This window comes from Vibrio sp. Vb1166 (assembly GCF_033338695.1).
Classification (GTDB): Bacteria; Pseudomonadota; Gammaproteobacteria; order Enterobacterales; family Vibrionaceae; genus Vibrio; species Vibrio alginolyticus.
This window is the reverse complement of sequence record NZ_JAWOTE010000007.1, coordinates 35,697-60,876: the sequence shown is the minus strand read 5'-3', so window position 1 is coordinate 60,876 and position 25,180 is coordinate 35,697. Positions and strand designations below refer to the sequence as shown.

At 45.3% G+C, this 25,180-nt stretch carries 21 protein-coding genes; 12 read left to right on the top strand and 9 right to left on the bottom strand.

Annotated features, from left to right (window positions below; translation table 11 throughout):
- Nucleotides 1-2 precede the first annotated feature (2 nt).
- On the bottom strand, nt 3-473 hold the full coding sequence (gene nrdG / locus R7E51_RS09675; RefSeq protein WP_017634628.1) for an anaerobic ribonucleoside-triphosphate reductase-activating protein: 471 nt from the start codon (nt 471-473) through the stop codon (nt 3-5).
- Nucleotides 474-557: 84 nt separating this feature from the next.
- Nucleotides 558-2,678 carry an anaerobic ribonucleoside-triphosphate reductase gene (nrdD, locus tag R7E51_RS09670; protein ID WP_005388026.1) on the bottom strand — a complete coding sequence of 707 codons (2,121 nt, stop codon included), beginning with the start codon at nt 2,676-2,678 and terminating at the stop codon, nt 558-560.
- 309 nt (nt 2,679-2,987) lie between these two features.
- On the opposite strand from nrdD, the gene R7E51_RS09665 reads away from it, so the two are divergent.
- Complete coding sequence (locus R7E51_RS09665; protein WP_033907051.1) at nt 2,988-3,851, top strand: endonuclease/exonuclease/phosphatase family protein; 864 nt, start codon at nt 2,988-2,990, stop codon at nt 3,849-3,851.
- A gap of 36 nt (nt 3,852-3,887) precedes the next feature.
- Here the strand turns inward: R7E51_RS09665 and R7E51_RS09660 are convergent, their stop codons facing one another.
- From R7E51_RS09660 to R7E51_RS09650, 3 genes are read right to left on the bottom strand one after another with little or no spacing between them, the layout of a single operon-like run.
- On the bottom strand, nt 3,888-4,328 hold the full coding sequence (locus R7E51_RS09660) for a YeeE/YedE family protein (protein WP_031781165.1): 441 nt from the start codon (nt 4,326-4,328) through the stop codon (nt 3,888-3,890).
- A gap of 14 nt (nt 4,329-4,342) precedes the next feature.
- Nucleotides 4,343-4,756 (bottom strand): YeeE/YedE family protein, encoded by a 414-nt coding sequence (locus tag R7E51_RS09655; protein ID WP_372058356.1) that lies wholly within the window; start codon nt 4,754-4,756, stop codon nt 4,343-4,345.
- Nucleotides 4,757-4,761: 5 nt separating this feature from the next.
- Nucleotides 4,762-5,052, bottom strand: coding sequence for an ArsR/SmtB family transcription factor (locus tag R7E51_RS09650; protein WP_005376206.1), 291 nt, complete (start codon nt 5,050-5,052; stop codon nt 4,762-4,764).
- Nucleotides 5,053-5,203: 151 nt separating this feature from the next.
- On the opposite strand from R7E51_RS09650, the gene R7E51_RS09645 reads away from it, so the two are divergent.
- On the top strand, nt 5,204-6,907 hold the full coding sequence (locus R7E51_RS09645; protein ID WP_017820173.1) for an FAD-dependent oxidoreductase: 1,704 nt from the start codon (nt 5,204-5,206) through the stop codon (nt 6,905-6,907).
- 67 nt (nt 6,908-6,974) lie between these two features.
- Here the strand turns inward: R7E51_RS09645 and R7E51_RS09640 are convergent, their stop codons facing one another.
- Both R7E51_RS09640 and R7E51_RS09635 read right to left on the bottom strand, forming a co-directional pair.
- Nucleotides 6,975-7,673 (bottom strand): aspartate/glutamate racemase family protein, encoded by a 699-nt coding sequence (locus tag R7E51_RS09640; protein WP_017820174.1) that lies wholly within the window; start codon nt 7,671-7,673, stop codon nt 6,975-6,977.
- Between the two features lie 139 nt (nt 7,674-7,812).
- The gene (locus R7E51_RS09635; protein WP_042520943.1) at nt 7,813-8,613 is read right to left on the bottom strand and encodes a PhzF family phenazine biosynthesis protein; all 801 of its coding nucleotides are present in this window, start codon (nt 8,611-8,613) and stop codon (nt 7,813-7,815) included.
- A gap of 147 nt (nt 8,614-8,760) precedes the next feature.
- On the opposite strand from R7E51_RS09635, the gene R7E51_RS09630 reads away from it, so the two are divergent.
- Complete coding sequence (locus R7E51_RS09630) at nt 8,761-9,210, top strand: YkgB family protein (RefSeq protein ID WP_005376100.1); 450 nt, start codon at nt 8,761-8,763, stop codon at nt 9,208-9,210.
- A 208-nt stretch (nt 9,211-9,418) separates the two neighbouring features.
- On the opposite strand, the gene R7E51_RS09625 is transcribed toward R7E51_RS09630, so the two are convergent.
- The gene (locus R7E51_RS09625; RefSeq protein ID WP_005376099.1) at nt 9,419-9,895 is read right to left on the bottom strand and encodes a DM13 domain-containing protein; all 477 of its coding nucleotides are present in this window, start codon (nt 9,893-9,895) and stop codon (nt 9,419-9,421) included.
- A 195-nt stretch (nt 9,896-10,090) separates the two neighbouring features.
- Complete coding sequence (locus R7E51_RS09620; protein WP_206957543.1) at nt 10,091-12,415, bottom strand: FdhF/YdeP family oxidoreductase; 2,325 nt, start codon at nt 12,413-12,415, stop codon at nt 10,091-10,093.
- Nucleotides 12,416-13,081: 666 nt separating this feature from the next.
- Between R7E51_RS09620 and R7E51_RS09615 the strand changes: the two genes are divergently transcribed.
- The 9 genes from R7E51_RS09615 to R7E51_RS09575 all read left to right on the top strand — a co-directional run bounded on the left by R7E51_RS09615 (nt 13,082) and on the right by R7E51_RS09575 (nt 25,179).
- The gene (locus R7E51_RS09615) at nt 13,082-13,966 is read left to right on the top strand and encodes a LysR family transcriptional regulator (RefSeq protein ID WP_005388011.1); all 885 of its coding nucleotides are present in this window, start codon (nt 13,082-13,084) and stop codon (nt 13,964-13,966) included.
- A 53-nt stretch (nt 13,967-14,019) separates the two neighbouring features.
- A complete protein-coding gene (gene fdhD / locus R7E51_RS09610) occupies nt 14,020-14,850 on the top strand; it encodes a formate dehydrogenase accessory sulfurtransferase FdhD (RefSeq protein WP_017634640.1) in 831 nt (276 codons plus the stop codon).
- Nucleotides 14,851-15,256: 406 nt separating this feature from the next.
- Nucleotides 15,257-16,651 carry a hexose-6-phosphate:phosphate antiporter gene (uhpT, locus tag R7E51_RS09605; protein WP_021707729.1) on the top strand — a complete coding sequence of 465 codons (1,395 nt, stop codon included), beginning with the start codon at nt 15,257-15,259 and terminating at the stop codon, nt 16,649-16,651.
- 138 nt (nt 16,652-16,789) lie between these two features.
- Nucleotides 16,790-17,398, top strand: coding sequence for a transcriptional regulator UhpA (uhpA, locus tag R7E51_RS09600; protein WP_005376090.1), 609 nt, complete (start codon nt 16,790-16,792; stop codon nt 17,396-17,398).
- Nucleotides 17,398-18,900, top strand: coding sequence for a signal transduction histidine-protein kinase/phosphatase UhpB (uhpB, locus tag R7E51_RS09595; protein ID WP_206957544.1), 1,503 nt, complete (start codon nt 17,398-17,400; stop codon nt 18,898-18,900). Before uhpA ends, uhpB begins: the two co-directional genes overlap by 1 nt.
- Nucleotides 18,901-18,906: 6 nt before the next feature.
- Nucleotides 18,907-20,247, top strand: coding sequence for an MFS transporter (locus R7E51_RS09590; protein WP_206957545.1), 1,341 nt, complete (start codon nt 18,907-18,909; stop codon nt 20,245-20,247).
- A 124-nt stretch (nt 20,248-20,371) separates the two neighbouring features.
- Entirely contained in the window at nt 20,372-21,589 is a 1,218-nt protein-coding gene (gene manA / locus R7E51_RS09585; RefSeq protein ID WP_206957547.1) for a mannose-6-phosphate isomerase, class I, read from the top strand.
- A 351-nt stretch (nt 21,590-21,940) separates the two neighbouring features.
- On the top strand, nt 21,941-23,203 hold the full coding sequence (locus R7E51_RS09580; RefSeq protein WP_206957549.1) for a hydroxymethylglutaryl-CoA reductase: 1,263 nt from the start codon (nt 21,941-21,943) through the stop codon (nt 23,201-23,203).
- 407 nt (nt 23,204-23,610) lie between these two features.
- Complete coding sequence (locus R7E51_RS09575; RefSeq protein WP_053349915.1) at nt 23,611-25,179, top strand: DUF1800 domain-containing protein; 1,569 nt, start codon at nt 23,611-23,613, stop codon at nt 25,177-25,179.
- Nucleotide 25,180: the final 1 nt, after the last annotated feature.

Sequence of the window (25,180 nt, the reverse complement as noted above, 5' to 3'; positions counted from 1 at the left end):
GATTAGATGTCCGTAAAGCGATGAATGATTTGGTTTGAACTGCCACGCCATTCGAGATTGAGGTCTTTCTTGTCTTGTTCAAACTTACCATCAATCAAAACATCGATGTATTGCACCACTTCCCTTTGCGCGTTATTCAGTTCCGTCAGCGTGTAGCCAGTCCAAACCCAAATGTCTTTACCTGGGCACTCCTCTCTCACCCTTTTCACTATCTTCAAAATATGAGGCACATTAGCAGGGTGAAGCGGATCTCCACCCGACAACGACAAGCCACGGCGTTTGATACGCGTGTCGTTTAAGTCAGCGATGATTTTGTCTTCCGCTTCTTGCGTGAAAAGTACACCAGAATCCAAACGTTGCGTCGACTGGTTATAACACCCACGGCACTGATGCACACAACCCGACACAAACAGCGTGCAGCGCGTACCCGGTCCGTTAACAACGTCAATTGGATAGTATTGGTGGTAATTCATAATGCGTCTCTGTGTTATCGCGAAAGAGAAAATCAACCTGTTTAAAGTTGATTTTCAAAGTGTTAAAACGAGTGGTAGTAAACCTTACAGGTGTTTAACTCGGCGCTTCACTTCTTCTTGCTTACCGAAGTTAAACGGGCGTGCATCTGGGCTGCCTAGGTAGCCACAAACTCGACGTGTTACTGATACTTTAGTTGAGTCATGGTTACCACAGCTTGGGCAAGTGAAGCCTTTACTTGTACAGTCAAACTCGCCGTTGTAGCCACACTCGTAGCACTCATCAATTGGCGTGTTTGTACCGTAGTAAGGCACTCGGGTGTAACTGTAGTCCCATACGTTTTCTAGTGCTTCAACGTTACGTTGCATGTTCGGGAACTCGCCGTAACAGATAAAGCCGCCGCTTGAGATTTCTGGGTAAGGCATCTCAAAGTCGATCTTGTCGTATGGGTTCACCTTCTTCTCAACATCTAGGTGGAAGCTGTTGGTGTAGTAACCTTTGTCTGTTACGCCTTCAATTACGCCGAACTCTTTCGCATCGATGCGGCAGAAACGGCTACATAGGTTTTCACTTGGCGTTGCATATAAGCTGAAGCCATAACCTGTTTCGTCAGCCCATTGATTCACAGCATCTTTTAGATGCTTGATGATCGCGACCGCTTTTTCACGCAAAACAGCGTCATCATAAACGTGCGCTTCTGTACCGAATAGCGCGTTAATTGTCTCGTGTACACCGATGTAACCAAGAGAAATAGACGCACGACCGTTCTTGAAGATATCTGCGATTGAGTCGTCTGCTTTCAAGCGAACACCACATGCGCCTTCCATGTATAGGATTGGGGCCACACGTGCTTTCACGTTTTCAAGGCGAGAGATACGTGTCTCTAGTGCTTTACGAGCAAGACGTAGGCGGTCATTTAGAAGCTCGTAGAATTTCTCTTCGCTTCCGTTTGCACGGATAGCGATACGAGGAAGGTTCAAGCTCACGACGCCAAGGTTGTTACGACCTTCGTGAATCAGCTCACCGTTTTCTTCGTAAGTACCAAGGAAGCTACGGCAACCCATTGGCGTTTTGAATGAACCGGTTACTTCCACTACTTTGTCGTAGTTAAGAATGTCAGGGTACATACGCTTAGACGCACACTCAAGCGCAAGTTGCTTGATGTCGTAGTTTGGATCTTCTGATTTGTGGTTCAAACCATCTTTGATGCCGAATACAAGTTTAGGGAATACCGCTGTTTTACGGTTCTTGCCTAGACCTGCAATACGATTCTTCAGAATCGATTTCTGGATAAGGCGTGATGCCCAGCTTGTACCAAGACCAAAACCAAACGTAACGAATGGTGTTTGACCGTTCGCCGTGTGTAGCGTGTTTACCTCGTACTCTAGAGATTGGAACGCGTCGTAACACTCTTTCTCAGTGCGTGCTTTTGCGAACTCTTCTGGCTCAGCAATGTTCCACTCTTTTGCGATCTCTAGGTGTTTCTCGTAGCTTGTGATTACGTACGGTTCTAGAACCTCATCAATACGGTTGATGGTTGTACCGCCGTAAATGTGGCTCGCGACTTGAGCAATGATTTGCGCTGTTACCGCTGTTGCAGTCGAAATTGATTTTGGCGTATCAATCTCAGCGTTACCCATTTTAAAACCATGCGTCAGCATGCCTTTAAGATCGATAAGCATACAGTTAAACATTGGGAAGAACGGTGCGTAGTCTAAATCGTGGTAGTGAATGTCACCCACTTCGTGCGCTTGAACCACATCGCGAGGAAGAATGTGCGTCTTCGCATAGTGTTTCGCTACGATACCAGCCAACAAGTCACGTTGAGTCGGAATTACTTTGCCGTCTTTGTTCGCGTTCTCGTTGATTAGATCCAGATTACTTTCTTCAATCAAACCTTCGATTTCGCGAGTTAGTGCACTTTGCTTCTCACGAGCGATGTCGCGATCGTGGCGATATTCAATGTAAGAACGCGCTAGGGCTTTGTAAGGACCTTGCATGAGTTCATTTTCGACTAAGTCTTGAATCTCATGGATGTGAACTTCATCGTGTTCTCTTAACTGTAACTCGACAGCAAGAGCCACATTAAGAGCATAAATAGCGACATCTTTATCTTTGTTTTCCGCTGCTGCTTCAACTGCTGCTTGGATACGATCCCTGTTGAACGGAGCTCTTGATCCGTCGCGTTTGATTACGATTGGTTTCACCTTGTTCTCCTTACCCGAGCATACTCACAGAGTTATCCACAAACACACTATATGGGGTTATTTTTTATTCTAGCAACACAATATATTGTGGCGTATTTAACGAGAAGCACCACTCGAAAACATTGATTTTGATCAATAAAGATTGGCTAGCGAACAAGAAGAAATCGATCTTATTGGCGTTGATCTCAGTTGCGAAGAAAACCATGAAAATTGCAAAATTGGTACTAAATCTACTTGCTATTTTTGGAGGTCTTGTAGGATAAAGGATGGAAAGGAATACGCTAAAAGATAGGAGTGCAACAGGCCAAAATGCGATCACTTTTTGTTACGTTAATATTACTTTTTAGTTCTCTTTCATTTGCTCAAAACTCCATCAATCTAACCAGTTGGAACATAGAATGGTTATCTATAGATGGTGGAAAAGTGTCGAGAACACCACAAGATTTTGAAAAACTGACCCACTATGTGGATAAAACACAAGCCGACATTCTTGCTTTTCAAGAAGTCGAAAGCGTCGCTGCAATGCAAAAAGCTGTTGGCAACGACTTCACTATTTATCTTTCCGATCGTTCAAACGCCTCCAACCGACACCTTCAGTTTAACGACACCAACCAATACACAGGCTTTGCCGTGCGCAATGGCGTAAGCGTATTAGACAAGCCAGACTTCTCTATCACACGAGGCAACAGCAAGCTGCGCTTCGCGAGCTACCTTGTTTTAAATCCAAACCAAGAAAACGAGACTCACCTACTCTCTGTACATCTGAAAGCGGGTTGCAGTGGCGCGTATCGTAATAACCGCGATTGTAAGATAGTGAAACAACAAGGACAGGCACTAGCTAAGTGGATAAAGGCGCGCGAGGACAACAAACAACATTATGTCGTGCTTGGCGACTTTAACCACAACTTGGGTTATCAAGGAGATTGGTTGTGGGACGTGATATCGGACAATACTAGTGCAAAGCTAGTGACTAAAGAGACTAAAGCGGAATGTAAAGTGCGTTCTAATCGTAATCCGAATAAAACCCACCAATTCCGCTCGGTGATAGACCACATTATTGTGAGTGGTGATTTAAAGGCGTCGTCTGGTGTTCAAACCGTTTTCAAAACACAAGATGTACTCGACTATAAACTGAGTGACCATTGCCCGGTTTCTACGACACTCACTTTTTAGCGTTTAAGTACTATTTTTAACGTTGAAGTACTTTCTTTATTGACGAACCACTCTTTTAGCGGTGAATGACCCAGCCAACATTGCCACTATAAAGAGCAGAACTTGTGTGTTGCCAGTGAAAAGGCTGGCAACCGCAGGACCAGGACACACACCCAGTAACCCCCAACCAATACCAAACAGTACAGCACCACCGACTAACTTTTTGTCTATCGCTTTAGAAGTTGGGCATACAATCTCATCACCAAACACAGATTCGCTTCTTGGCTTTATTAATAAAAGATAAGCTGGAACGAACACCGCAAGTGCTCCGCCCATTACAAAGGCTAAGCTTGGATCCCATGCTCCAGTAATATCGAGAAAGCCAATCACTTTTGCCGGTTCAGCCATACCAGAGACCACCATACCAATACCAAAGAGCACACCAGAAAATGCAACAACGGACATTTGCTTAATACTTTTCATTACATGAGTTTTCATAACGGCACTATTCCTCACGATACTAGCAAGACGGTTAACATGGCTGTGGCCATAAAAGTACACGTCGCGACCACAGAACGGATTGAGAAACGCCCTATCCCACAAATGCCATGACCACTAGTACAACCATTGCCGATACGCGTACCGACACCGACTAACAAGCCAGCAACGATAACTAAAACAACAGAACCGCTGTACTGTTCTGGTACATGCCCGCCAAGAACATAAACAGCAAACACGCCACCTAATACCATCGCAATTAAAAAAACAATGCGCCAAACGCGATCTGCGTTCTCAACGGCACCGTTTAAGATCCCACTGATCCCAGCAGTCTTGCCAGTAAATAGCATCAGTGTTATCGCTGATACGCCAACTATTATGCCGCCCAACAGCGACATCCAAGGAACTTCAAACATAGCAACCGCCAAACTAATTACTTACAGAAAACTTGCTTAAAGGCCTCAACCAGCGGACCAACTCTTTCATCAGAAATTGAATAGAATACCTGCTGAGAAACTTTTCTAGCTTTAATAATGTCGTGCTTTCTCAATACGGTGAGATGTTGTGAAAAAGCAGATTGGCTTAATGATGAACCTTCAAAAAGTTCACCGACCCCTTTCTCGCCTTCAATCAGCTTACACATCACGATTAGGCGCTCTGGATGAGCCATAATTTTAAGCAGCTCACTCGCTTCGGTCGCACTTTGTAGCATACTGTCGCCCATTCTTATGCCTCTTCATTACTACATTACATTTTATTAGATATTACTAATTAATATTATTAAGTCAATGCTAATGTAGATTAAATAACATTAGACTTAGCTAATTTATTTAAGTAAGGTGTAGGCGTTTTCGATCATTCAGCAGGAGAAATCCATGAGCAAAATCGTGATTATTGGTGGGGTTGCTGGCGGTGCATCTGCAGCAGCTCGCGCTCGTCGTCTTAGTGAAGACGCAGAAATCATTATGTTTGAACGCGGTCCATTTGTGTCATTTGCAAACTGTGGCTTACCCTATCACATTGGTGGCGATATCCAAGAGCGCAGCAAACTGCTTCTTCAAACGCCTGAAAGCTTTCTAGCGCGTTTCAATGTTGATGTCCGTGTGATGAACGAAGTGGTTTCTATTAACCGTCAAGACAAAACGGTTACGGTTAACAATTTGCTTGATGGCTCTGAATACCAAGAGAGCTACGACTTTCTTCTACTCAGCCCTGGCGCAGGTCCAGTTGTGCCGCCTATTCCGGGTATTGATAACCCGTTAACGCACTCGCTGCGCAATATTCCAGATATGGATCGCATCATTAAAACGATCGAAACCAACAAAGTTGAACACGCTACGGTCGTTGGTGGTGGTTTTATCGGTTTGGAAATGATGGAAGCCTTCCACCAGCTAGGCATAAAAACCACATTAGTTGAAATGGCGGATCAAGTGATGACGCCCGTTGACCGTGAAATGGCTGGCTTCGCACATGCTGAAATTCGTGAGAAAGGCATCGACCTTAAACTTGGCGTCGCACTTGAGTCGGTGAAATTCGTACCTAACGAGCACGTGGCAAGTTTCGACTCTGGTGAGAGCGAAAAACACCAACATCTAGAAGGTGAATTGGAATTAACACTAAACAATGGTGAAAGACTCACCACCGATATTCTGATTATGGCAATTGGTGTTCGCCCCGAGACCAAATTAGCAAAAGAAGCTGGCTTAGAAATCGGCGCTCTTGGTGGTATTTATACCAATGAATACATGCAAACCAGCGATCCTTCGATCTACGCTGTCGGCGACGCGGTAGAAGAGAAAGACTTCGTGACTGGCGAGCAAACTCTAGTGCCACTTGCGGGCCCGGCAAACCGTCAAGGCCGAATGGCAGCAGACAACATGCTTGGCCGCCAAGAAACTTACCAAGGTACGCAAGGCACGGCGATCTGTAAGATCTTTGATTTAGCCGTCGCTTCTACTGGTAAAAACGAGAAACAGCTGAAACGTGAAAACATCGCTTATGAAAAAGTGTATGTGCATACAGCAAGTCACGCGAGTTACTACCCAGGTGCAGAAACCGTGTCATTCAAAATGCTGTTTGATCCAGTAACAGGTAAAATATTAGGTGCACAAGCAGTAGGTAAAGACGGTGTTGATAAACGTATCGACGTAATGGCAGTTGCTCAGCGTGCTGGTATGACGGTAGAGCAACTGCAACACCTCGAGCTAACTTACGCGCCACCTTATGGCTCTGCTAAAGATGTAATTAACCAAGCGGCGTTTGTGGCAAATAACATCATCAAAGGCGATGCGACCGCGATTCATTATGATGAAATGGATTCACTGACAGAAGACCAACTGTTACTTGATGTTCGTAATCCTGGTGAATTGGAGTCCGTTGGTTATCTTGAAGGTGCAATTAATATTCCTGTCGATCAACTACGTCGTCGCATGCACGAACTTCCTAAAGACAAAGAGATCGTGATTTACTGTCAAGTTGGGTTACGCGGTAACGTAGCATACCGTCAGCTGGTCAACAATGGTTACAAAGCCCGCAACTTGATTGGTGGATACAGAACTCTCAAATTTGCTCGCTTATAACTTGATAATAAAAAAGAGAAAACCACGTGCTTGGTTTTCTCTTTTTTTGCAGGAAAGAAAGCGTAGATCATTCACCTTCAATTGCCAAACGGACTGCTGCTTGAGCATGGATAGAAGTGGTATCAAGTAGTGTAACCTCGGTGTGACTTTGGTTTACAAGTAAGGCAATTTCAGTGCACCCGAGAATCACAGCTTCAGCTCCGTGCTCTTTTAGTTTTTCAATAATTTGCAAGTATATCGTCCTTGACTCCTCTTTGATTTCACCTTGGCATAACTCTTTATAAATAATGTTATGTACTTTAGAGCGGTCGTCTTGATCGGGAATGACGACATCAAGCCCATAACGGTCGGAAAGCCTTCCTTTATAAAAGTCTTGCTCCATTGTGAATTGAGTACCAAGGAGTCCGACCTTTTGAACCCCTTTCTCACGAAGCAACTCAGCAGTCGCGTCTGCGATATGTAGTATGGGGATATTAATACTGGCTTCAATTTGAGGCGCAACTTTGTGCATTGTGTTAGTACAAATAAGAATGAAGTCAGCGCCCCCTTTTTCTATTGAAGATGCAGCATCAGATAGAATGCTTGCCGTTTCTTCCCATTTACCTTGATGTTGAAGTTTCTCTATCTCCGAAAAATTCACGCTATACATACAAATTTTTGCGGAATTTAGGCCGCCTAACGCCTCTTTGACTCCTTCGTTGATCAATTTGTAATAACTAAGCGTCGACTCCCAGCTCATACCACCTAGAAGACCGATAGTTTTCATATAACTCTCCAATCGTTATACACCACCGTGCCAGGGGTGTTTTTACAAAAAAAATCAGCCACTTAAATAAGCAGCATTCAAGCGTCTTCACTATTGAGCATTGGGTAACACGAAAATAAAATCATTCCCACAAGGACCGCTACGCGATTCTCATATATCCTCGCAATATCGTTACCGCATTTCCAGAAAGCTTAACGTGCTCAGTGCTTAACAACTCTGTATGGACGACCCCACTTCTCTTGGAGGCTTGGAAGCCTTTCAGTTGCTTTTTGTTGAGCTCTTTAGCCCAGTAAACACATAAAGCGCAATGTGCAGAGCCTGTAACTGGGTCCTCATTAACACCTACCCAAGGCGCGAAGTATCGAGAGACAAAATCGGCGTCAGTGCTTGATTGAGCAGTGATGACGACGCCACGGCCCTTTTGTTTAAGCAGCGCACCAAAATCAGGGTCGAGCTGTTCAAGCACAAATTCATCATTAATGACGATCAACTGCTTATTATCAAACTGACCGTAGGCGACTACATTGGCGGCATCTAGCCCCAAGCCATGAAGTAAGTCTTTGTTAATACTCGCTCTCATATCTAAAGTTGGCGCAGGAAACACCAAATGAATTTCTTCATGATCGAGTTGTGCAGTTAAAACCCCAGATAGCGTAACGAACTCAATCGTATCTCCAGTATTATATAACCCCTGCTCTTTCAGAACGTGCGCCGTTGCAAGTGTGCCGTGTCCACACAAAGCAACTTCCGTCCTCGGTGTAAACCAACGAAGTTGCATTGTATTGAGTGACAGAAATGCCGTTTCAGATAACGACATCTCGGCCGCGATGGCCAACATCGTTTCCTCATCAAGGCTTGACTCTGTGATACAAACACCCGCGGGATTACCTTTGAAAACCTCTGATGTAAACGAGTCAACCTGAAAAATTTTAACTTCCACGAAATATCCTTAAGTTCTATCAAACACGTAATTCTGTATCACGTGATTTTTAATATCTGTTGTTTGAGCGAAAAAAACCTATGAAATTTTCTACCAACCTTATAGGTCTTGTTGGAAGCGCTAACAAACAGGAGAATGTAGTTAATTATGCAAAACGTAAAAAGCCATCATCAATGTGACTCAATTGGATATCTTATCGGAGTTTTCGGCGTTTCTTTAGTTCTAATATGGATTGGTATTTATAAATTCACACCTACAGAGGCCAAGCTTATACAACCGCTCGTTGAAAATCATTTTCTGATGAGTTGGTTGTATGATGTGATGTCAGTTCAAGCCGTATCAAACATCATTGGCGCAACAGAAATCATTGTCGCTATTGGATTAATCGTTGGCCTTAAAAACACACGAGTCGCTTATTTTTCTGGCATAGCCGCCGCAATTATTTTTCTTGCGACACTCAGCTTTCTAATTACGACACCGAATACATGGAAAGTGTCTGATGGGGTTTTGGTGACAAACTTCTTTTTAGTAAAAGATATTCTATTTTTAGCCATTGCGATTAGCGTCATCGAACGAAACAAGCCAAACAGAGAATAACTCTAAATAGTTCGAAATCTTGTTTTTCCAGAACGTAGCCTGAAAGGTGCAAACGACTTACAAGTCGAAACAAGTCGAATGGTTCTGTCAATAACTCTAAACAAAGGCTCTTAAATTTAGAATGTTTAAGAGTCTTTGCCTCTTAATTATGCGAAACAACATCTTAGCGTAAAGTGAAAAGAAAAGCCTTTTACTCTACTGCTAAGGTTTATTGATACTTTGCCGAAGTAATGAACTCACCGAATGTCTCGCACCATACAACAACCGTATTGTATTCAGAAATTGAAGTGCTTTGAGGAACCTCAACAACGAAGTTATCGAACGTTTTTACATCACCAATTAAGCTCATTTCAGATTTAAGGTCATTAAACTCTTGTTCCGTTTCGACAAACTTAGGAGATAGATAGAGTTTATAGTCTGGTCCGGGAGCGAGTTTTCCTACCAACGTAATGACTTCAGAACTCAAATGAATCTCTCCCTCTCCCCAATGAAAAGCATCGCTACCTTTGAGTTCCCTCTTAAACACTGCGCTGTATTCTGCACCTTGCTTGCTCTTAGCAACTTGTTCATCGGTCGGCGCAGGTGGTGCAATAAGGATCGGTAAAGTATAGATACCTATCGCAATGCCAATAGAAACTGCCACTAAGTGACTGATTGTTAATTTAATTATATTTTTCAAGGTCATAAGCATCTTCTTATTAGTTTTACTACTTGAAATTAGATTCAAATCGGCCTTATCTGTCTATTATCGAGCAGCATAATGTCATTAACATTATACACAAGCTATGCGCACTAAATGCAGACTGAGCGCAATTAAAAACGGCTGATAATTAATATCAGCCGTTTGCTTATCGGAAATGTCGTTGTGCCGGTTTGGTCACTATTCCGCTTCCACCAAAGCGATCTTATCGGATGTCGATTTTTCCAATTTGATCGCAATAAACTTAGAGGTTGGCGTAAACGTTCTATCCCCATAACTGTCCAAAGGAACTAATGGGTTTGTTTCTGGATAGTAAGCCGCCGCCTGACCTGCTGGCACATCATAGGCAACAAGCGTAAATCCGCTCACACGGCGCTCAACGCCATCTTCCCACAATGACACCATGTCCACTTTGTCGCCCGGTTCAAAACCGAGTTTACGAATATCCGCTTCATTGATAAACAGCACTTCGCGCATACCAAATACTCCACGATAACGGTCATTCAAGCCGTAAAGTGTCGTATTGTATTGGTCGTGTGAGCGCATGGTTTGCAAGATCAAATCTGGCTTTTGGCCTTTTTCGAGTATCGCTTCGCTGATCAACTGCTTCGGCAACTCGCTAGAGCTGAACTGTGCTTTGCCGCTTGGTGTATTCCATCGACGCTCGGCAGCTGGGTTTACCAAGTGGAATCCACCTGGGTGTTTAAGCTTATGGTTAAAGTCGGTAAAGCCCGGAATCGTGTCGGCAATCAAATCGCGAATACGGTCGTAATCTTCAATTGCCCACAACCAATCAATTGGTTTTGCCCCGAGTGTCGCATTGGCAATACCAGCAATAATCGCTGGCTCTGAACGCAAATGCTCCGAACGCGGTTTTAGCTGACCAAATGAGATATGCACCATGCTGAAAGTATCTTCAACCGTCACACCTTGTGGGCCCGTCGCTTGCTGATCAATCTCGGTACGGCCTAAGCACGGAAGAATAAGCGCATCTTTACCTGTGACAAGGTGAGAACGATTTAACTTCGTCGAAATGTGTACGGTTAAATTACAGTTTCGCATCGCGTTGTGCGTACGTTCTGTGTCTGGCGTTGCTTGTGCAAAGTTACCGCCCAAACCGATAAATACTTTCGCTTGCCCTTCTTCCATCGCTTTAATGGCTTGCACAGTGTTGTGGCCTTCACCACGCGGGACGTCAAAGTTAAATCGACTTTCAATGCGATCCAACAACAGATCTGAAGGTTTTTCATCAATGCCCATCGTACGGTCGCCCTGAACGTTACTGTGACCACGCACTGGTGAAAGCCCCGCTCCCGGCTTACCAACGTTACCTCGTAACATTTGCACGTTTGCGACTTCTTTAATGGTTGGCACAGAGTGACGATGCTGAGTCAACCCCATCGCCCAACACATGATCACACGTTCTGCACGTCGATACATGCTCGCCACCATCTCGATTTCACTTAAATCAAGACCCGATTGTTCCGCGATGTGTTCCCAAGAGGTTGCATCCACTTCAGCCAAATACTTATCAATACCTATCGTGTGTTGTTTGATGAATTCGCGGTCAAATACCGCTTTGCCACCGTTTTGCAATGCCTCGCGCTCCCATTGCAACAAGAATTTCGCGATGCCACGAAACACTGCCATGTCTCCACCTAAAGCAGGACGCAGGTACGCCGTGTTTGTAGGCTCTGAGCCGTTACTCAACATCTCAATCGGCATTTGTGGGTTTTGGAAACGCTCTAATCCGCGCTCTTTGAGCGGGTTTAGACAGATAACCTGTGCACCACGTTTTACCGCTTCGCGCAGAGGTTCAAGCATTCGTGGGTGGTTCGTGCCCGGGTTTTGACCAATCACGAAAATCGCATCAGCTTCTTCAAAATCATCAAAGATCACTGTGCCTTTACCAACGCCAATGGTGTCTTTCATCCCTATTGCACTGGCTTCGTGACACATGTTGGAACAATCTGGAAAGTTATTGGTACCGAATGCGCGCACAAATAGCTGATACAAAAACGCCGCTTCGTTGCTTGCACGACCAGAGGTATAAAACTCAGCTTGGTGTGGTGAATCCAATTGATTGAGATGTTTCGCGACAAGTGCAAAAGCCTCATCCCAAGAGACTGGCACATAGTGATCGGATTCAGCATCGTATCGCATTGGGTGCGTGATACGGCCTTGGTATTCCAACCAGTAATCGGTTTGCGTTGAGAGAGATGAAACGCTGTGATTGGCAAAAAACTCAGGGTCAACCAGACGATTGGTCGCCTCCCAGTTTACCGCTTTCGCGCCATTCTCACAAAAATTGACTTTACCACTATCTGGCGACTCACCCCATGCACATCCCGGACAGTCGAAACCGCCATTTTGGTTGGTTTTGAGCATAGTGCGAATGTTTTTAACTGCATTTTCACTGCCCCACCAACTTCTGGTTACGGCTTTCAGTGCACCCCAACCACCAGCTGGACCTTTGTATGCTTTTATTTGTTCTTTTTGGCTCACGACTTTACTCCTCGCAGATATACCAGCAAGCAGGGTGCCCGTGAAAACAAGCGCGTTATTTATTGAGATAATGCGGAAGTATTGAAGGGCTTAGTTTCTAATCCATGTATTTTTTAATCCAAATAAGTAACCACTCAACATGCTCTCGCTTGTCCGAGCGTTTACTTATCTAGATTCTTGATATCGGATACCCGCCTACTGTTTCTAAGACTGGTAGATTCAATTCGCATTGTTGCGTCTTGATCTAAATCAAAGATTAAGTCGTTATTCAATATGCGTCCAATTGATAATCCTGACCGAGTGATAAACAAAATCTATGACGAATTTTTCCACTGACGGTCATCACATTTTTAATCAATACAATTTATGAGGTTAATCGTTTTCCCATCCGATTCCACCTAGTTCGCTTAACAAACTCAATAAAATCGGCACTCTTGATAATAGATAATATCTATCACACTATAGATACTTTAAATTTGACCCTAATTAATATCAGGAATAGCCTTGATTCAGATCAATTTTTAGTGTGGTTTTATTCTTGACTTGGTTTTGGTTTTCCATTCCCCAGTTAAAACGCTCCAGCGCTTAAAAAGTACGGTAGTGCTGTGCCCTTTTTAGGGAGTTCCCCCGTACATGTGACTCACAACGCAAGGTTAACAAGCCATTATGGATATCAAACAACTTAAATATCTCATCGCACTTGAACAGACCAAACACTTTGGTCAAGCCGCCGCATTGTGCCACATTACGCAGCCTACCTTGTCCATGAGAATCCGAAGCTTAGAGGAAGAACTCGATCTCGAATTAATCCAAAGAAGTCAACGATTTGAAGGGTTTACTGAAGCCGGAGAACGCATTTTAGCTTGGGCAAAAACCGTCTTAGCCGCTCATGATGGATTGCAAGCCGAGGCTGCTAACTGCCGTGGTCAGTTGGTCGGCTCTCTTCGGCTTGGAATGGTGCCACTCGCCAGCCAAAACCCGATGGAATTGCTCAAACCATTAGCTCACCAGTTCCCTGAGTTACGCTTTCAAATACTCTCCATGACGACCGAACAGATCATAGACCAACTCAATCGCAATCAACTTGATTTGGGGATGTGTTATGTCGATCAAGTTAACACCGCTTACTTCGATGTTATCGAGCTTGACTCGACCAAACTTGGCGTTTTATTCGATGAGCGTCATTTTGATTTTGCCGAATCTGAAGTGTTGTGGGAGTCACTCAATAACATTCCGCTAGGGCTGCTTTCGAAGGGAATGCACTATCGCCACTCAATTGATCTTAGCTTTGTGAGTAAAGGGCTGGTTCCGCAAACCGTCATTGAAAGTAACTCCACCTTCCACTTGATCCAAGCAGTAACCAGTGGCCTTTGTTGCGCCATTATGCCGCTGAATTGTGGATTGGAAGAGTTGAACGATACGCTTCGCATTATCCCTATCGAAGAAGCCGCCGTTCACGCCCCGCTAGGTTTGTTAAAGCGAAAACAAGAACCCTTCTCCGCGCTAACCGATCAGTGCTTCGCAGAAGCAAAAAACATATTCAATCGATAACAAGAGTCCACACGTCAATTTTTGGCATACATAACGGCTTATGAGGTGATTTCATGAGATGCACTACTCAATCTTATTTTGAACTGTCCGATTTCAATCAAGCACCACCTCAACCAAGTGCGTTCAATTACCGAGAATTGATTGATGGCCGCCCAGTGCAACAAATGTCGCTGGCAAGTGAATCCGCCTTAGCTATCAGCTATAACGGCATTAGCCAAGCGGTCATGATGGTGACGCCAGGCCATCTGGAAGACTTCGTGAAAGGATTTAGCCTAAGCACAGGCATCGTCCACGACTTCAAAGAGATCAAAGACATTGAAATTGGCGGCGATCACGAATCTCACTATGCGGAAGTGGAAATCAGCAACCGCGCTTTCTGGGCGTTAAAAACACAGCGCCGAAATCTTGCCGGAACAACCGGATGCGGCATTTGTGGTGTCGAGGCTCTGGAACAAGCTTTGCCTGATTTGGCGCCGCTGACACCGTCTCTTCCTCCGCGCTCCGATGTATTCGAAGGGCTGCGAGACAAAGTCGCACTGCATCAAGAAGCCGCACGTGAATCTGGCGCGTTACACGCCGCTTTATTTGCAGATTTACAAGGCAACATCAAGTTGTGCCGAGAGGACATCGGCCGTCACAACGCGCTAGATAAGTTGATTGGCGCATTGACCAACAATCACATCGAGCCTCAAAGTGGCTTCGCAATCATGACAAGCCGTTGCAGCTTGGAGTTGATCCACAAAGCCGTTCGCGCGCGTATCCCCACTCTGGTTTGCTTATCTGCGCCTACAGCGTTAACTGTCGAATGGGCAAGAAGAAACCATTTGAACCTAATTCACTTGCCAAAACACGGCTCGCCGCGTCTATACAGCCCCGCGCCTTAACACGTCAACCTAATCGAATTCCTAATATTTCTAACGGAGACCTCTGGGTCTCTGTTGTTTGCTTCTCGTTCCCAATTGATACTTAGCGACAAGACACTATTCTCTCCAACCAAACGTGCTCACCCCTTGTCAGCACTAAGCTTGCGTATATTAACCTGCTTGCATTTGAACGCTTTCCAACCCGATAAGAACCCTGTCAAAAACCCATAAATTAGTAAGGATTTTGTGTGACTCTTTTCACGCTTTTCCGCCTTCCTAGGCATTTCTAGGAATTTTTCCTAGCCGATCTAGGCAACCATCTCATGTGCCTTACAAAACCACTCTCTAGAATTCCGCTCAGTCAAAGGTAACAAGAGCGCATAACGGCCGCCGTTGTGTTTCTAAAACAATTACAAGAGAGTTCATCATGTTAAAATTCCTCGAACAGGTGCGGAAGCCGACCCTCGATCTTCCTGTCGAAGTTAGAAGAAAGATGTGGTTTAAACCGTTCATCCAATCTTACTTGGTCGTATTCATCGGCTACCTAACCATGTACTTGATTCGTAAGAACTTCAATGTCGCGCAAAACGACATGATCTCAACTTACGGTTTGAGCATGACAGACCTAGGTCTTATTGGCCTTGGCTTCTCCATCACATACGGCATCGGTAAAACCGTTGTGTCTTACTACGCTGACGGTAAGAACACCAAGCAATTCCTCCCTTTTATGCTGATCCTTTCTGGTCTTGCAATGCTTGGTTTCAGCTTCAGCATGGGCGGCGGTAGTGCAAGCCTGTTCTTGATGGTGGCTTTCTACGCTCTAAGTGGTTTCTTCCAAAGTACTGGTGGCCCTTCTAGTTACTCAACCATTACAAAATGGACACCTCGTAACAAGCGCGGCTCTTACCTAGGCTTGTGGAACATGTCACACAACGTTGGTGGTGCGGGCGCAGCGGGTGTTGCTCTTTTCGGTGCCAACTACCTATTCGACGGCCACGTAATCGGCATGTTCGTGTTCCCTTCTATCATCGCGATCATCGTTGGCTTTATCGGTATGCGCTTTGGTAGCGACTCACCAGAAGCTTACGGTCTAGGTAAAGTAGAAGAACTTTTCGATGAAGCAGTGAGTGAAGAAGACACCGCCGCTGAAGAAAACCAGATGACCAAAAAAGAAATCTTTGTTGAATACGTTCTTAAAAACAAAGTTATCTGGCTACTTTGCTTTGCCAACATCTTCCTTTACATCGTGCGTATTGGTATCGACCAATGGTCAACGGTATACGCGTACCAAGAACTTGGTCTGTCAAAAGAAACGGCAATCTCTGGCTTTACTCTATTCGAAGTCGGTGCGCTTGTGGGTACTTTGATGTGGGGTTACTTATCTGACTTAGCAAACGGTCGCCGCGCATTGGTTGCTTGTGTGTCTCTTGGTTTGATCATCGTATCGCTTGAGTTCTACCAACACGCCACTAGCGAGTTCATGTACTTAGCCTCTCTATTTGTATTGGGCTTCTTGGTGTTTGGTCCGCAACTTCTTATCGGTGTTGCCGCGGTTGGTTTTGTCCCTAAAAAAGCAATCAGTGTAGCTGACGGAGTAAAAGGTACATTCGCTTACCTAATCGGTGACAGCTTCGCGAAACTTGGTCTCGGTATGATTGCAGACGGTACACCTATCTTCGGCTTAACAGGTTGGAAAGGTACCTTCGCAGCCCTAGATACCTCCGCCATGATTTGTATTGTTTTGCTTGCTTTCGTCGCTATCGCGGAAGAGAAGAAGATTCGACACGCGAAGAAGCTTCAACTTGCACAAAACCAAGCCTAGCTTCTCTGCGCGCTTTACTTCGGTAAAGCGCGCAAGATCATTAAAAAGCATGGCTCAATTCAGTATCATTAAAGATTTTTCTATTAGCTCCTGTTGGAGCTTATTGTTGTTAGTCGTCTGCTCTATTTGGTTGTAATAATGATTCATGTTGCTCTAGTTGATGATCACGTCATCGTGCGTTCAGGTTTCGCACAATTATTAAATTTAGAAAGTGATATTACCGTTGTTGGTGAATTCGGCTCTGTCGCCGAAGCGCGAAAAGGGTTGCCTGCGGTACACCCACACGTCGTCATCCTAGATATTTCCATGCCAGATGAAAGCGGCTTAAACTTTCTCAGCGAAATACCAACTGGCATTGCCTGCGTGATGCTTAGCGTGCATGACTCCCCTGCGATGGTGGAAAAATCACTAAAGCTAGGTGCAAAAGGCTATCTTAGTAAACGCTGTAGCCCAGACGAACTTATTCAAGCCGTGAGAACCAGTGCTTCTGGCGGCTGTTACCTCACATCAGATATTGCACTTAAACTTGCAACGCCTAGCGACAACACCACCTCTCTATGCCAACTGACAAAACGTGAAAACGAGGTATGTCAGCTACTTGCCACTGGGTTGGATGTAAAGTCTGTCGCGGCAGAGCTTGGCTTGAGCCACAAGACGGTGCATGTTCATCGTGCGAATGCCATCGACAAACTCGGCGTGAAAAACAACGTTGAGCTCGCCAAACTATTTTCTCAAGAGTCCTTTTAATGCGAGCTTATGCTGTTACCACCATTTGCGGACTTTTTGTTATGGCTTGCGCCTGGTTCTGCTTATGGGTGATTGCCTATTACTTTGTCAATGATCCCGAGCTGGCGATCTTATTGTTTCCTTTCGCTTTACGATTAGGTGTCGCCCTACACACTCGCACCGTTTATTGGCCAACGATTTATCTTTCAGAGTGGGGGCTTTCCATCGCACTTGCGATCTTACTGGGTCAACCGCAGTGGCTTACCGTGCTGATTGCGAGCATTGCCAGTATCCCGGTCACTCTGATTGCGAAAAAATACTACTACGGTGACCAAAACCGCCACTTAGCCGTCATGGGCATTGTGATCATCATTACCGCCTTCATCAACGTAATGGCGGTCGGATTTCACGTGCCTTCTGTTTACATGGTATGGCTGGCTAGCATTTCTGGAGGCTTGCTCGTGGTGCCTATGTGCTACCTGTTGTGGAGCTATTTGTTCCAAAGTCGTTGGTCTCCGCTTAGCTCTCTCCTACTTAGTAATGCCGTTGTATTTCAGGTGCGTCATATCGTGCTTTATGCGCTGCTTTTGATCGGTAGTATTTTGGTGCAAACCAGTTTGCCTGAAGAGCTAAAACGATTTGCGCCGTTTTGTATGGCGATTCCAATCATCGTGCTTGCTCTGCGTTACGGTTGGCAAGGTGCTCTGCTCGCCACCATGCTCAACAGCATAGCGCTGATTGCGGCTCGTAGCGGCGTATCGAATCTAGAAATCACCGATTTGTTATTATCTCTCTCGGCGCAAACCATTACTGGCATTATGCTCGGTTTAGGGGTTCAGAAACAAAAAGACCTCAATCACAAACTGCGCGGTGAACTTGCGCGCAATCAGAATTTGTCTCGCCAGCTTATCAAAGCTGAAGAGTCCGTAAGACGCGATATTGCGCGCGAGCTACATGACGAAATTGGACAGAACATCACGGCAATCCGCACACAAGCCAACATCATTAAACGAGTGAACAACGCAGAAACACGCGTTGGTTGCGCGGACATGATCGAAGGGCTTTCGCTCAACGTGTACGACACCACTAAGCGACTGTTGAGCAAACTAAGACCCAAAATGCTGGATGATTTGGACTTAAAAGAATCCGTCGAGCAACTGACGCGAGAGATGGAATTCGCCAATCACGGAACAACTGTTCAACTGAACTGGCAAGGCGATTACACCAGCCTGAGTGACACACTCAAAGTAACCCTATTCCGTTTATGCCAAGAGTCATTAAATAACGCAGCCAAGTACGCAGAAGCGCAGTTGATCAATATTGAACTGACAATTGGAGAAGCTGCGGTGTCACTGATGATTCACGATGATGGTATCGGTTTCAAAGTTCAGGACAGCATGAAAGGCATGGGCGTTCGCGGCATGCAAGAACGTGTGCACGCGTTAGGTGGAAAAATGGTTATCTACTCCACCAGCGATCAAGTGATCGGCACACAAATCAGCATTACTTTACCTAAGGTGTAACTCAAGATGTTTGGATTTTTACGTTCACCTAAATTTACTCAACCGAGCCTGAGCAACGAGCAAATCGACCAGCGTTACCACCATTGGCGTTTGCACATTATGTTGGGGATGTACATCGGCTACGCAGGTTTCTACTTTACCCGTAAGACCTTTAACTACGCCGCACCAGCGATGATTACCAACCTTGGCTTAGATAAAGGCGATTTGGGTCTTATCGGTACACTTTTCTACATTACTTACGGCTGTTCGAAGTTTATTTCTGGCACGATTTCGGATCGCTCTAATCCTCGTTATTTCATGGGATTAGGATTGATTGCGACAGGTCTGGTCAATATCGCGTTCGGTTTTTCTAGCTCACTCGCGGCTTTCATTACTCTGTGGATCTTAAACGCGTGGTTCCAAGGCTGGGGCTGGCCTTCATGCTCCAAGCTGTTAACCACTTGGTATTCACGCTCCGAGCGTGGCTTCTTATGGGCCATTTGGAACACCGCACACAACGTTGGTGGCGCGCTGATCCCTATTTGGGTGGGCTATTTAACGTTGCACTACAGCTGGCGTGAAGGCTTTATTCTACCCGGCATCATCGGGGTATTGCTCGGTCTATTCGTTTGTTGGCGATTGCGCGACAAACCCACAACAATGGGTTTACCAAGTGTCGGACAATGGCGCAACGACGCGCTAGAACTTGCGCAAGAAAATTACGGACGTGGCCTCACCTACCGCGAAATTCTGAAATCGTACGTATTTAACAACAAATACATCTGGCTGCTCGCGTTCAGTTATGTGTTGGTTTACATCGTTCGTACCGCAATCAATGACTGGGGAAACCTGTACTTGACCGAGCAGCATCACTATAGCCTGATTAACGCCAACGCTGCTCTGTCTATGTTTGAAATCGGCGGTTTTGTTGGTTCATTGGTTGCGGGTTGGGGCTCAGACAAACTCTTTGGCGGTAACCGTGGGCCAATGAACTTGCTGTTCGCGATTGGGATTTTCTTATCTGTCTCTGCGCTTTGGCTGATGCCTCTGACCAACTTTGCATTCCAAGCGGCGGGATTGTTCTCCATCGGCTTCTTTGTCTTTGGACCACAAATGCTGATCGGTATGGCGGCGGCGGAGTGCTCTCACAAAGACTCTGCCGGCGCGGCAACAGGATTCGTGGGCTTGTTCGCCTACATGGGCGCAGCATTGTCTGGTTATCCACTGGCGTTAATTCTTGAAGAATATCATTGGACGGGTTTCTTCATCACCATTTCAGTTTGTGCAGCCGTCATTGGCCTTTTGTTGCTGCCATTTTTGCAAGCGCAACCATCACGAAAACCACTCGAACCAAAACCTCGGTTATAAATCGACTTATCGCCCTTCGGGCAAATTGGCGAGTGACCTAACCGCGCTCGCCCTCCTTATTTAACGTATCTCTGCTCAATTTTTCTTCCGATTCAGTTCGGAGGGTTAACTATGGGAAAAATTCATGAATTTGAACACTATTTCATCGCATAGCTTCTTTCAAATGAACAACAAAATCCAAAACTACGCTTGGGGAAGCACCTCTTCTATTCAAGATTTGTTTGGCTTTTCTAACGAAACGAATGAGCCTCAAGCAGAAGTATGGATGGGTACTCACCCAAACGGCTGCTCTGAAGTTCAGATTGAGCAAAACACGCTGCCTTTGTCTGAACTGATCAAACAAAACCAACCCGCTTACTTATCAGCAGAAACCGCAGCGAAATTTGGCGACCTGCCCTTTCTGTTTAAGATCTTAGCGGCCGAACATGCACTGTCGATTCAAGTTCACCCAAGCAAACAAGATGCCGAAATAGGCTTCGAAAAAGAACAAAGTGCCGGGATCCCACTAAACGCAAGCCATCGTAACTACAAGGATCCAAACCATAAACCTGAGTTGGTGTACGCGCTGACAAGTTACCAAGCCATGAACGGTTTTCGTTCGTATGACGAGATTATTGAGGCATTTGGCCTTTGCGATATCGATGAGCTACGCACACCGCTAGATGCATTCAAACGCGAAATCAACTCACAAGGTTTACGCGATTTCTTTGTGCACATTCTTACCATGGAAGGAGAAACAAAAGAGCGAGCACTGAAACAGCTTCTTGCCCACGCTTCACGTCAATCGGAGCAAGGCACTGGCAGCGACGTTTTCCAGCTCATCTTGGATCTATCCACTCAATACCCCGGCGATGTCGGCTTGTTTGCGCCATTACTGTTGAATGTCATCACGCTGCAACCTGGCGAAGCGATGTTCCTGAGCGCAAGAACGCCACACGCTTACATTAAAGGTACGGGATTAGAGATCATGGCGAACTCAGATAACGTTTTACGTGCAGGACTCACGCCGAAACATATGGATGTTGAAGAACTGGTTAAATGCACAGATTTTGTGCCTAAGCCTTTTGACAGCCTTGTTCTAGAACCCAATGCCAATGGTTGCCAAAGCCTTTACCCCGTTCCAGTGGAAGACTTTAGTTTCAGCATTCTTAACCAACCGAATCACGACGTGGTTGAGGCAAACAGCGCAGAGATTTTGATAGCGATTGATGCCGACCTGACACTCATCAGTGATAACGGTGAGACGTTAACCGCCGCGAAGGGACAATCTGTATTTGTTCCTGCTTACGTTGGCCATTACCGTATTCAAAGTGCGGGACGTGTGGCTCGCGCCTTCAACTAGTTTTTGAACAACCGATTCAAACTAACGTCTGACCCAAGGGACTGGGTTAGACAATTTATTCCTTTCATAGATTGAACCATTCCGCTCTTAAGGCACTCATGCTTACACCTTGTCGAATCCAAACACCTACAGGCCAGTTTCTCTAAAAGCCATAACCTCCCGGATCTACCATTTACTCAACATTCATTGTCAAAACCCATTTATGTCCGATAAATTCGTCGCTCCAATATCAAATCACTTGGATAATAAAAGCGCTTGCACAGTGGTATTTGTTGCAAAACGTATAATCAACGTTGTAATCAAAGCCTCAATCACTACAATCTCTGGTTCGATTTTTCAGTTAACGTTTGTATGCCGAAGTTAAACCAAGATAACCCTGTTCAAAGCTCCGCCCTTTCCGATATCGAAACCAGCAGTAAGATTCAATCGGCATTAGAACCGAAGTTTCACAAGCCAGAGAAACGTCTCTGCTTAAGCCCTGGCCTATCGGATAAGCATTTGGCGCGCCGTTGGCAAGTATTGGAACACGTGACCAATAAAGATCATCTCCTTGATCCTTTCACGCAGTCACACCGCGATGCTTACTCCAACAACATCGAGCACTTCATTGGTACTGTTAATGTGCCGGTCGGCATTGCAGGCCCTTTGCGCGTCAACGGCTTGTATGCGAACGATGACTTTTTGGTTCCGCTCGCAACGACAGAAGCCGCGTTAGTCGCTTCCTACAACCGTGGCGCAAATCTTATCACCGCCGCTGGTGGCGCGAGCGCATTGTTACTAAGTGAAGGGGTGAGCCGAACACCAGTATTCGCCTTTAATAACCTTGCTGACGCCGGCCAGTTCGTCAGTTGGGTTGTGACCCAGTTTGACGTATTTCGTCAAATTGCGGAATCCACCACCTCACATGGCAAACTCAAAGACATCAATGTAAATATCGAAGGAAACCACGTTTATTTGGTCTTTGAATACGTGACTGGTGACGCTTCCGGACAAAACATGGTGACCATCGCAACAAACGAAGTGTTCCATCATATTTTGGCGACCAGCCCAATCAAACCAACTCAAGCATTCTTGGATGGCAACTTATCAGGCGACAAAAAACCAAACGCGCACACACTGCGCTCGGTACGCGGTAAGAAAGTATCCGCCGAAGTGACCATTCCTGCTGAGTTGGTGGAAAAATATCTGCATACGACGCCGGAGTCTATGGTTCAATTTGGCAAAATGACCACAGTGGGCGGTTTACTCAGCGGGACAATTGGCGTCAACGCGCATTACGCAAACGCGCTTGCCGCGCTGTACATTGCTTGTGGTCAAGATGCCGCTTGCGTTGCAGAGTCTGCCATTGGAATCACTCGTATGGATGTGGACGCTCAAGGCAACTTGTACGCGTGCGTGACCTTGCCAAACATCATGGTGGGGACGGTTGGTGGTGGTACTGGCCTTCCAACGCAAAAAGCATGTTTGGATATTTTGGGTTTGCACGGCAACGGCAATGCGAAAGCGTTAGCCGAAGTCGCAGCTGCGCTTTGTCTGGCTGGCGAACTCTCGATCGTGGGCGCATTTTGTGCCGATCACTTTTCTCGTGCTCACCATAAGCTTGCCCGAAAATAACCTTTGTTGCTTTGTACAAGAGAACATCCGTGTGGTTTTCTCTTGTGCAAACCAATGGACTTTATTTATTGGCTCAATAATTTCTTGAAACTAACTTAAGCCTTAACAAACATACCAATCTCTTGTTAACAGTACTTTAGCTGTCCCCCTTCTATATCCATTGCGATATCTCTGCTTATTACTCTTCACTGGCCATATTTAATATCAGTATCTTAGAAAAAATAGCATCAAAAACTTCTAGCACTATAGTACCAAATTCACCGTTTGAGTTTTTTGTTCACCACTTATAGCTACTATACTCGCCTATGCAGCTGCTTGATTTTCATAAATTTACTAAACAGCTCAAAAGAGCTTAATAACTCCCGTTAAATGGACTTAAATCGTTACTTCGGGTAAGCGAGTTAACTATGAGACGTCAGAAGCTAAATAAAATCTCTGCTTGGGTACTAGGATTGGCTATCTTATTGCTGAGCCATGTGTCTAATGTATCAGCACAAATACAGCAATCCCCATCCGATCAAACCGTTGCGCGTTTTCTCTATCAAACCTCTTTTGGACCAACACCTGCGTTAATTAATGAGGTTAGGGAAAACGGGTTAGAGGATTGGATACAGAAGCAAATCAACCTGCCAGCAACCTACCATCAACCACTTTATCAAACGCCTTTTTCTAAAGGCCTACAGTCAAACCGAGAAAATGCTTGGTATCAAATTGTTGTTACTGCTGAAGATCAGCTCAGACAGCGAACGGCTTATGCATTGAGTCAGATCGTAGTCGTTTCTCGTTATGGCGGCGTTCTTTCCAGCAAACCTACAGGGTTAGTGAATTACTACGATCTGTTGGTTGAGCATGCGTTTGGCAACTACCGAGACCTGTTGTATGACGTTTCCATCCATCCAGTCATGGGGAGCTATTTGTCTATGCTCGGTAGTGCAAAAGAAAATAGTGCGACAGGAACGCTTCCCGATGAGAACTTTGCTCGAGAGTTAATGCAGTTATTCACTATCGGTTTGTATGAACTCAATTTAGATGGCAGTAAAAAGCTAAACCACGCAACAGGCAAACCTATCCCCACGTACAATCAAACTGATATTCAAGAGCTCGCGCGAGCATTAACTGGATGGAAAAATTCCGACATCGCATTCGTGAAACCGATGCGAGTTATCAGTCAAAGACACGACACCGGCGAGAAGCGATTTCTAGGGAACGTGATCCCATCGGGTCTAACCGCACAAGAAGAGCTTTCAAAAGTGATTGATATGTTGATGTCTCACCCAAATGTTGCTCCATTTGTTTCAAAGTTACTTATCCAACGTTTGGTCAGTTCAAATCCAAGCCCAGAGTACGTCGCGCGTGTTGCTACGATATTTAACAACAATGGGGAAGGAGAAAAAGGCGATCTAACCGCCGTTGTTCGAGCCATATTGCTCGACCCTGAAGCATTAGGGATGACGGATACCCCGCCTATAAAAGTGAAAGAACCGATACTGGTCCTGACTAATTTTCATCGAGCATCAGGTTTTACGATTAAAGGATCACGTTACGAAGACGCAACAACGATGATGAACATCGCTAATCAAGGGCCGCTTCGTTCTCCTTCCGTGTTTAATTTTTACTCTCCAGACTATCAGCCGTCTAACGAGTTTACGGAGTCTGGTATTAACTCTCCAGAGTATGAACTTCTCAATTGGTCTGTTTATACCGATTTGGTCAACTATATGTTAACCAGCACTCGTAGAGGAGGTGGTGATTCCTACCACTTCGATCTTAACGAGTTTTATCTTCTTCTGGACGATCACCGTGCCTTAGTCGAATTGGTTAACGAGCGTTTCTTTGCTGGAACGGCTTCTGCTGAATTGAAAGAGCTCATGCTCACCGCCCTGAATGATTATCGTGGGGACTATGTGCCAACAACAAAACTCGCTCTAGTGATATTTACCGCCATTTCTGGCGACGAATTCTATATTCAGGATTAGG

Coding starts and splice junctions, on each gene's coding strand:
- nrdG (WP_017634628.1), bottom strand. CDS start 473: ATGAATTACCACCAATACTATCCAATTGACGTTGTTAACGGACCGGGT.
- R7E51_RS09665 (WP_033907051.1), top strand. CDS start 2,988: ATGCGATCACTTTTTGTTACGTTAATATTACTTTTTAGTTCTCTTTCA.
- R7E51_RS09660 (WP_031781165.1), bottom strand. CDS start 4,328: ATGAAAACTCATGTAATGAAAAGTATTAAGCAAATGTCCGTTGTTGCA.
- R7E51_RS09650 (WP_005376206.1), bottom strand. CDS start 5,052: ATGGGCGACAGTATGCTACAAAGTGCGACCGAAGCGAGTGAGCTGCTT.
- R7E51_RS09645 (WP_017820173.1), top strand. CDS start 5,204: ATGAGCAAAATCGTGATTATTGGTGGGGTTGCTGGCGGTGCATCTGCA.
- R7E51_RS09640 (WP_017820174.1), bottom strand. CDS start 7,673: ATGAAAACTATCGGTCTTCTAGGTGGTATGAGCTGGGAGTCGACGCTT.
- R7E51_RS09630 (WP_005376100.1), top strand. CDS start 8,761: ATGCAAAACGTAAAAAGCCATCATCAATGTGACTCAATTGGATATCTT.
- R7E51_RS09625 (WP_005376099.1), bottom strand. CDS start 9,895: ATGACCTTGAAAAATATAATTAAATTAACAATCAGTCACTTAGTGGCA.
- R7E51_RS09615 (WP_005388011.1), top strand. CDS start 13,082: ATGGATATCAAACAACTTAAATATCTCATCGCACTTGAACAGACCAAA.
- fdhD (WP_017634640.1), top strand. CDS start 14,020: ATGAGATGCACTACTCAATCTTATTTTGAACTGTCCGATTTCAATCAA.
- uhpT (WP_021707729.1), top strand. CDS start 15,257: ATGTTAAAATTCCTCGAACAGGTGCGGAAGCCGACCCTCGATCTTCCT.
- uhpA (WP_005376090.1), top strand. CDS start 16,790: ATGATTCATGTTGCTCTAGTTGATGATCACGTCATCGTGCGTTCAGGT.
- uhpB (WP_206957544.1), top strand. CDS start 17,398: ATGCGAGCTTATGCTGTTACCACCATTTGCGGACTTTTTGTTATGGCT.
- R7E51_RS09590 (WP_206957545.1), top strand. CDS start 18,907: ATGTTTGGATTTTTACGTTCACCTAAATTTACTCAACCGAGCCTGAGC.
- manA (WP_206957547.1), top strand. CDS start 20,372: ATGAATTTGAACACTATTTCATCGCATAGCTTCTTTCAAATGAACAAC.
- R7E51_RS09580 (WP_206957549.1), top strand. CDS start 21,941: ATGCCGAAGTTAAACCAAGATAACCCTGTTCAAAGCTCCGCCCTTTCC.
- R7E51_RS09575 (WP_053349915.1), top strand. CDS start 23,611: ATGAGACGTCAGAAGCTAAATAAAATCTCTGCTTGGGTACTAGGATTG.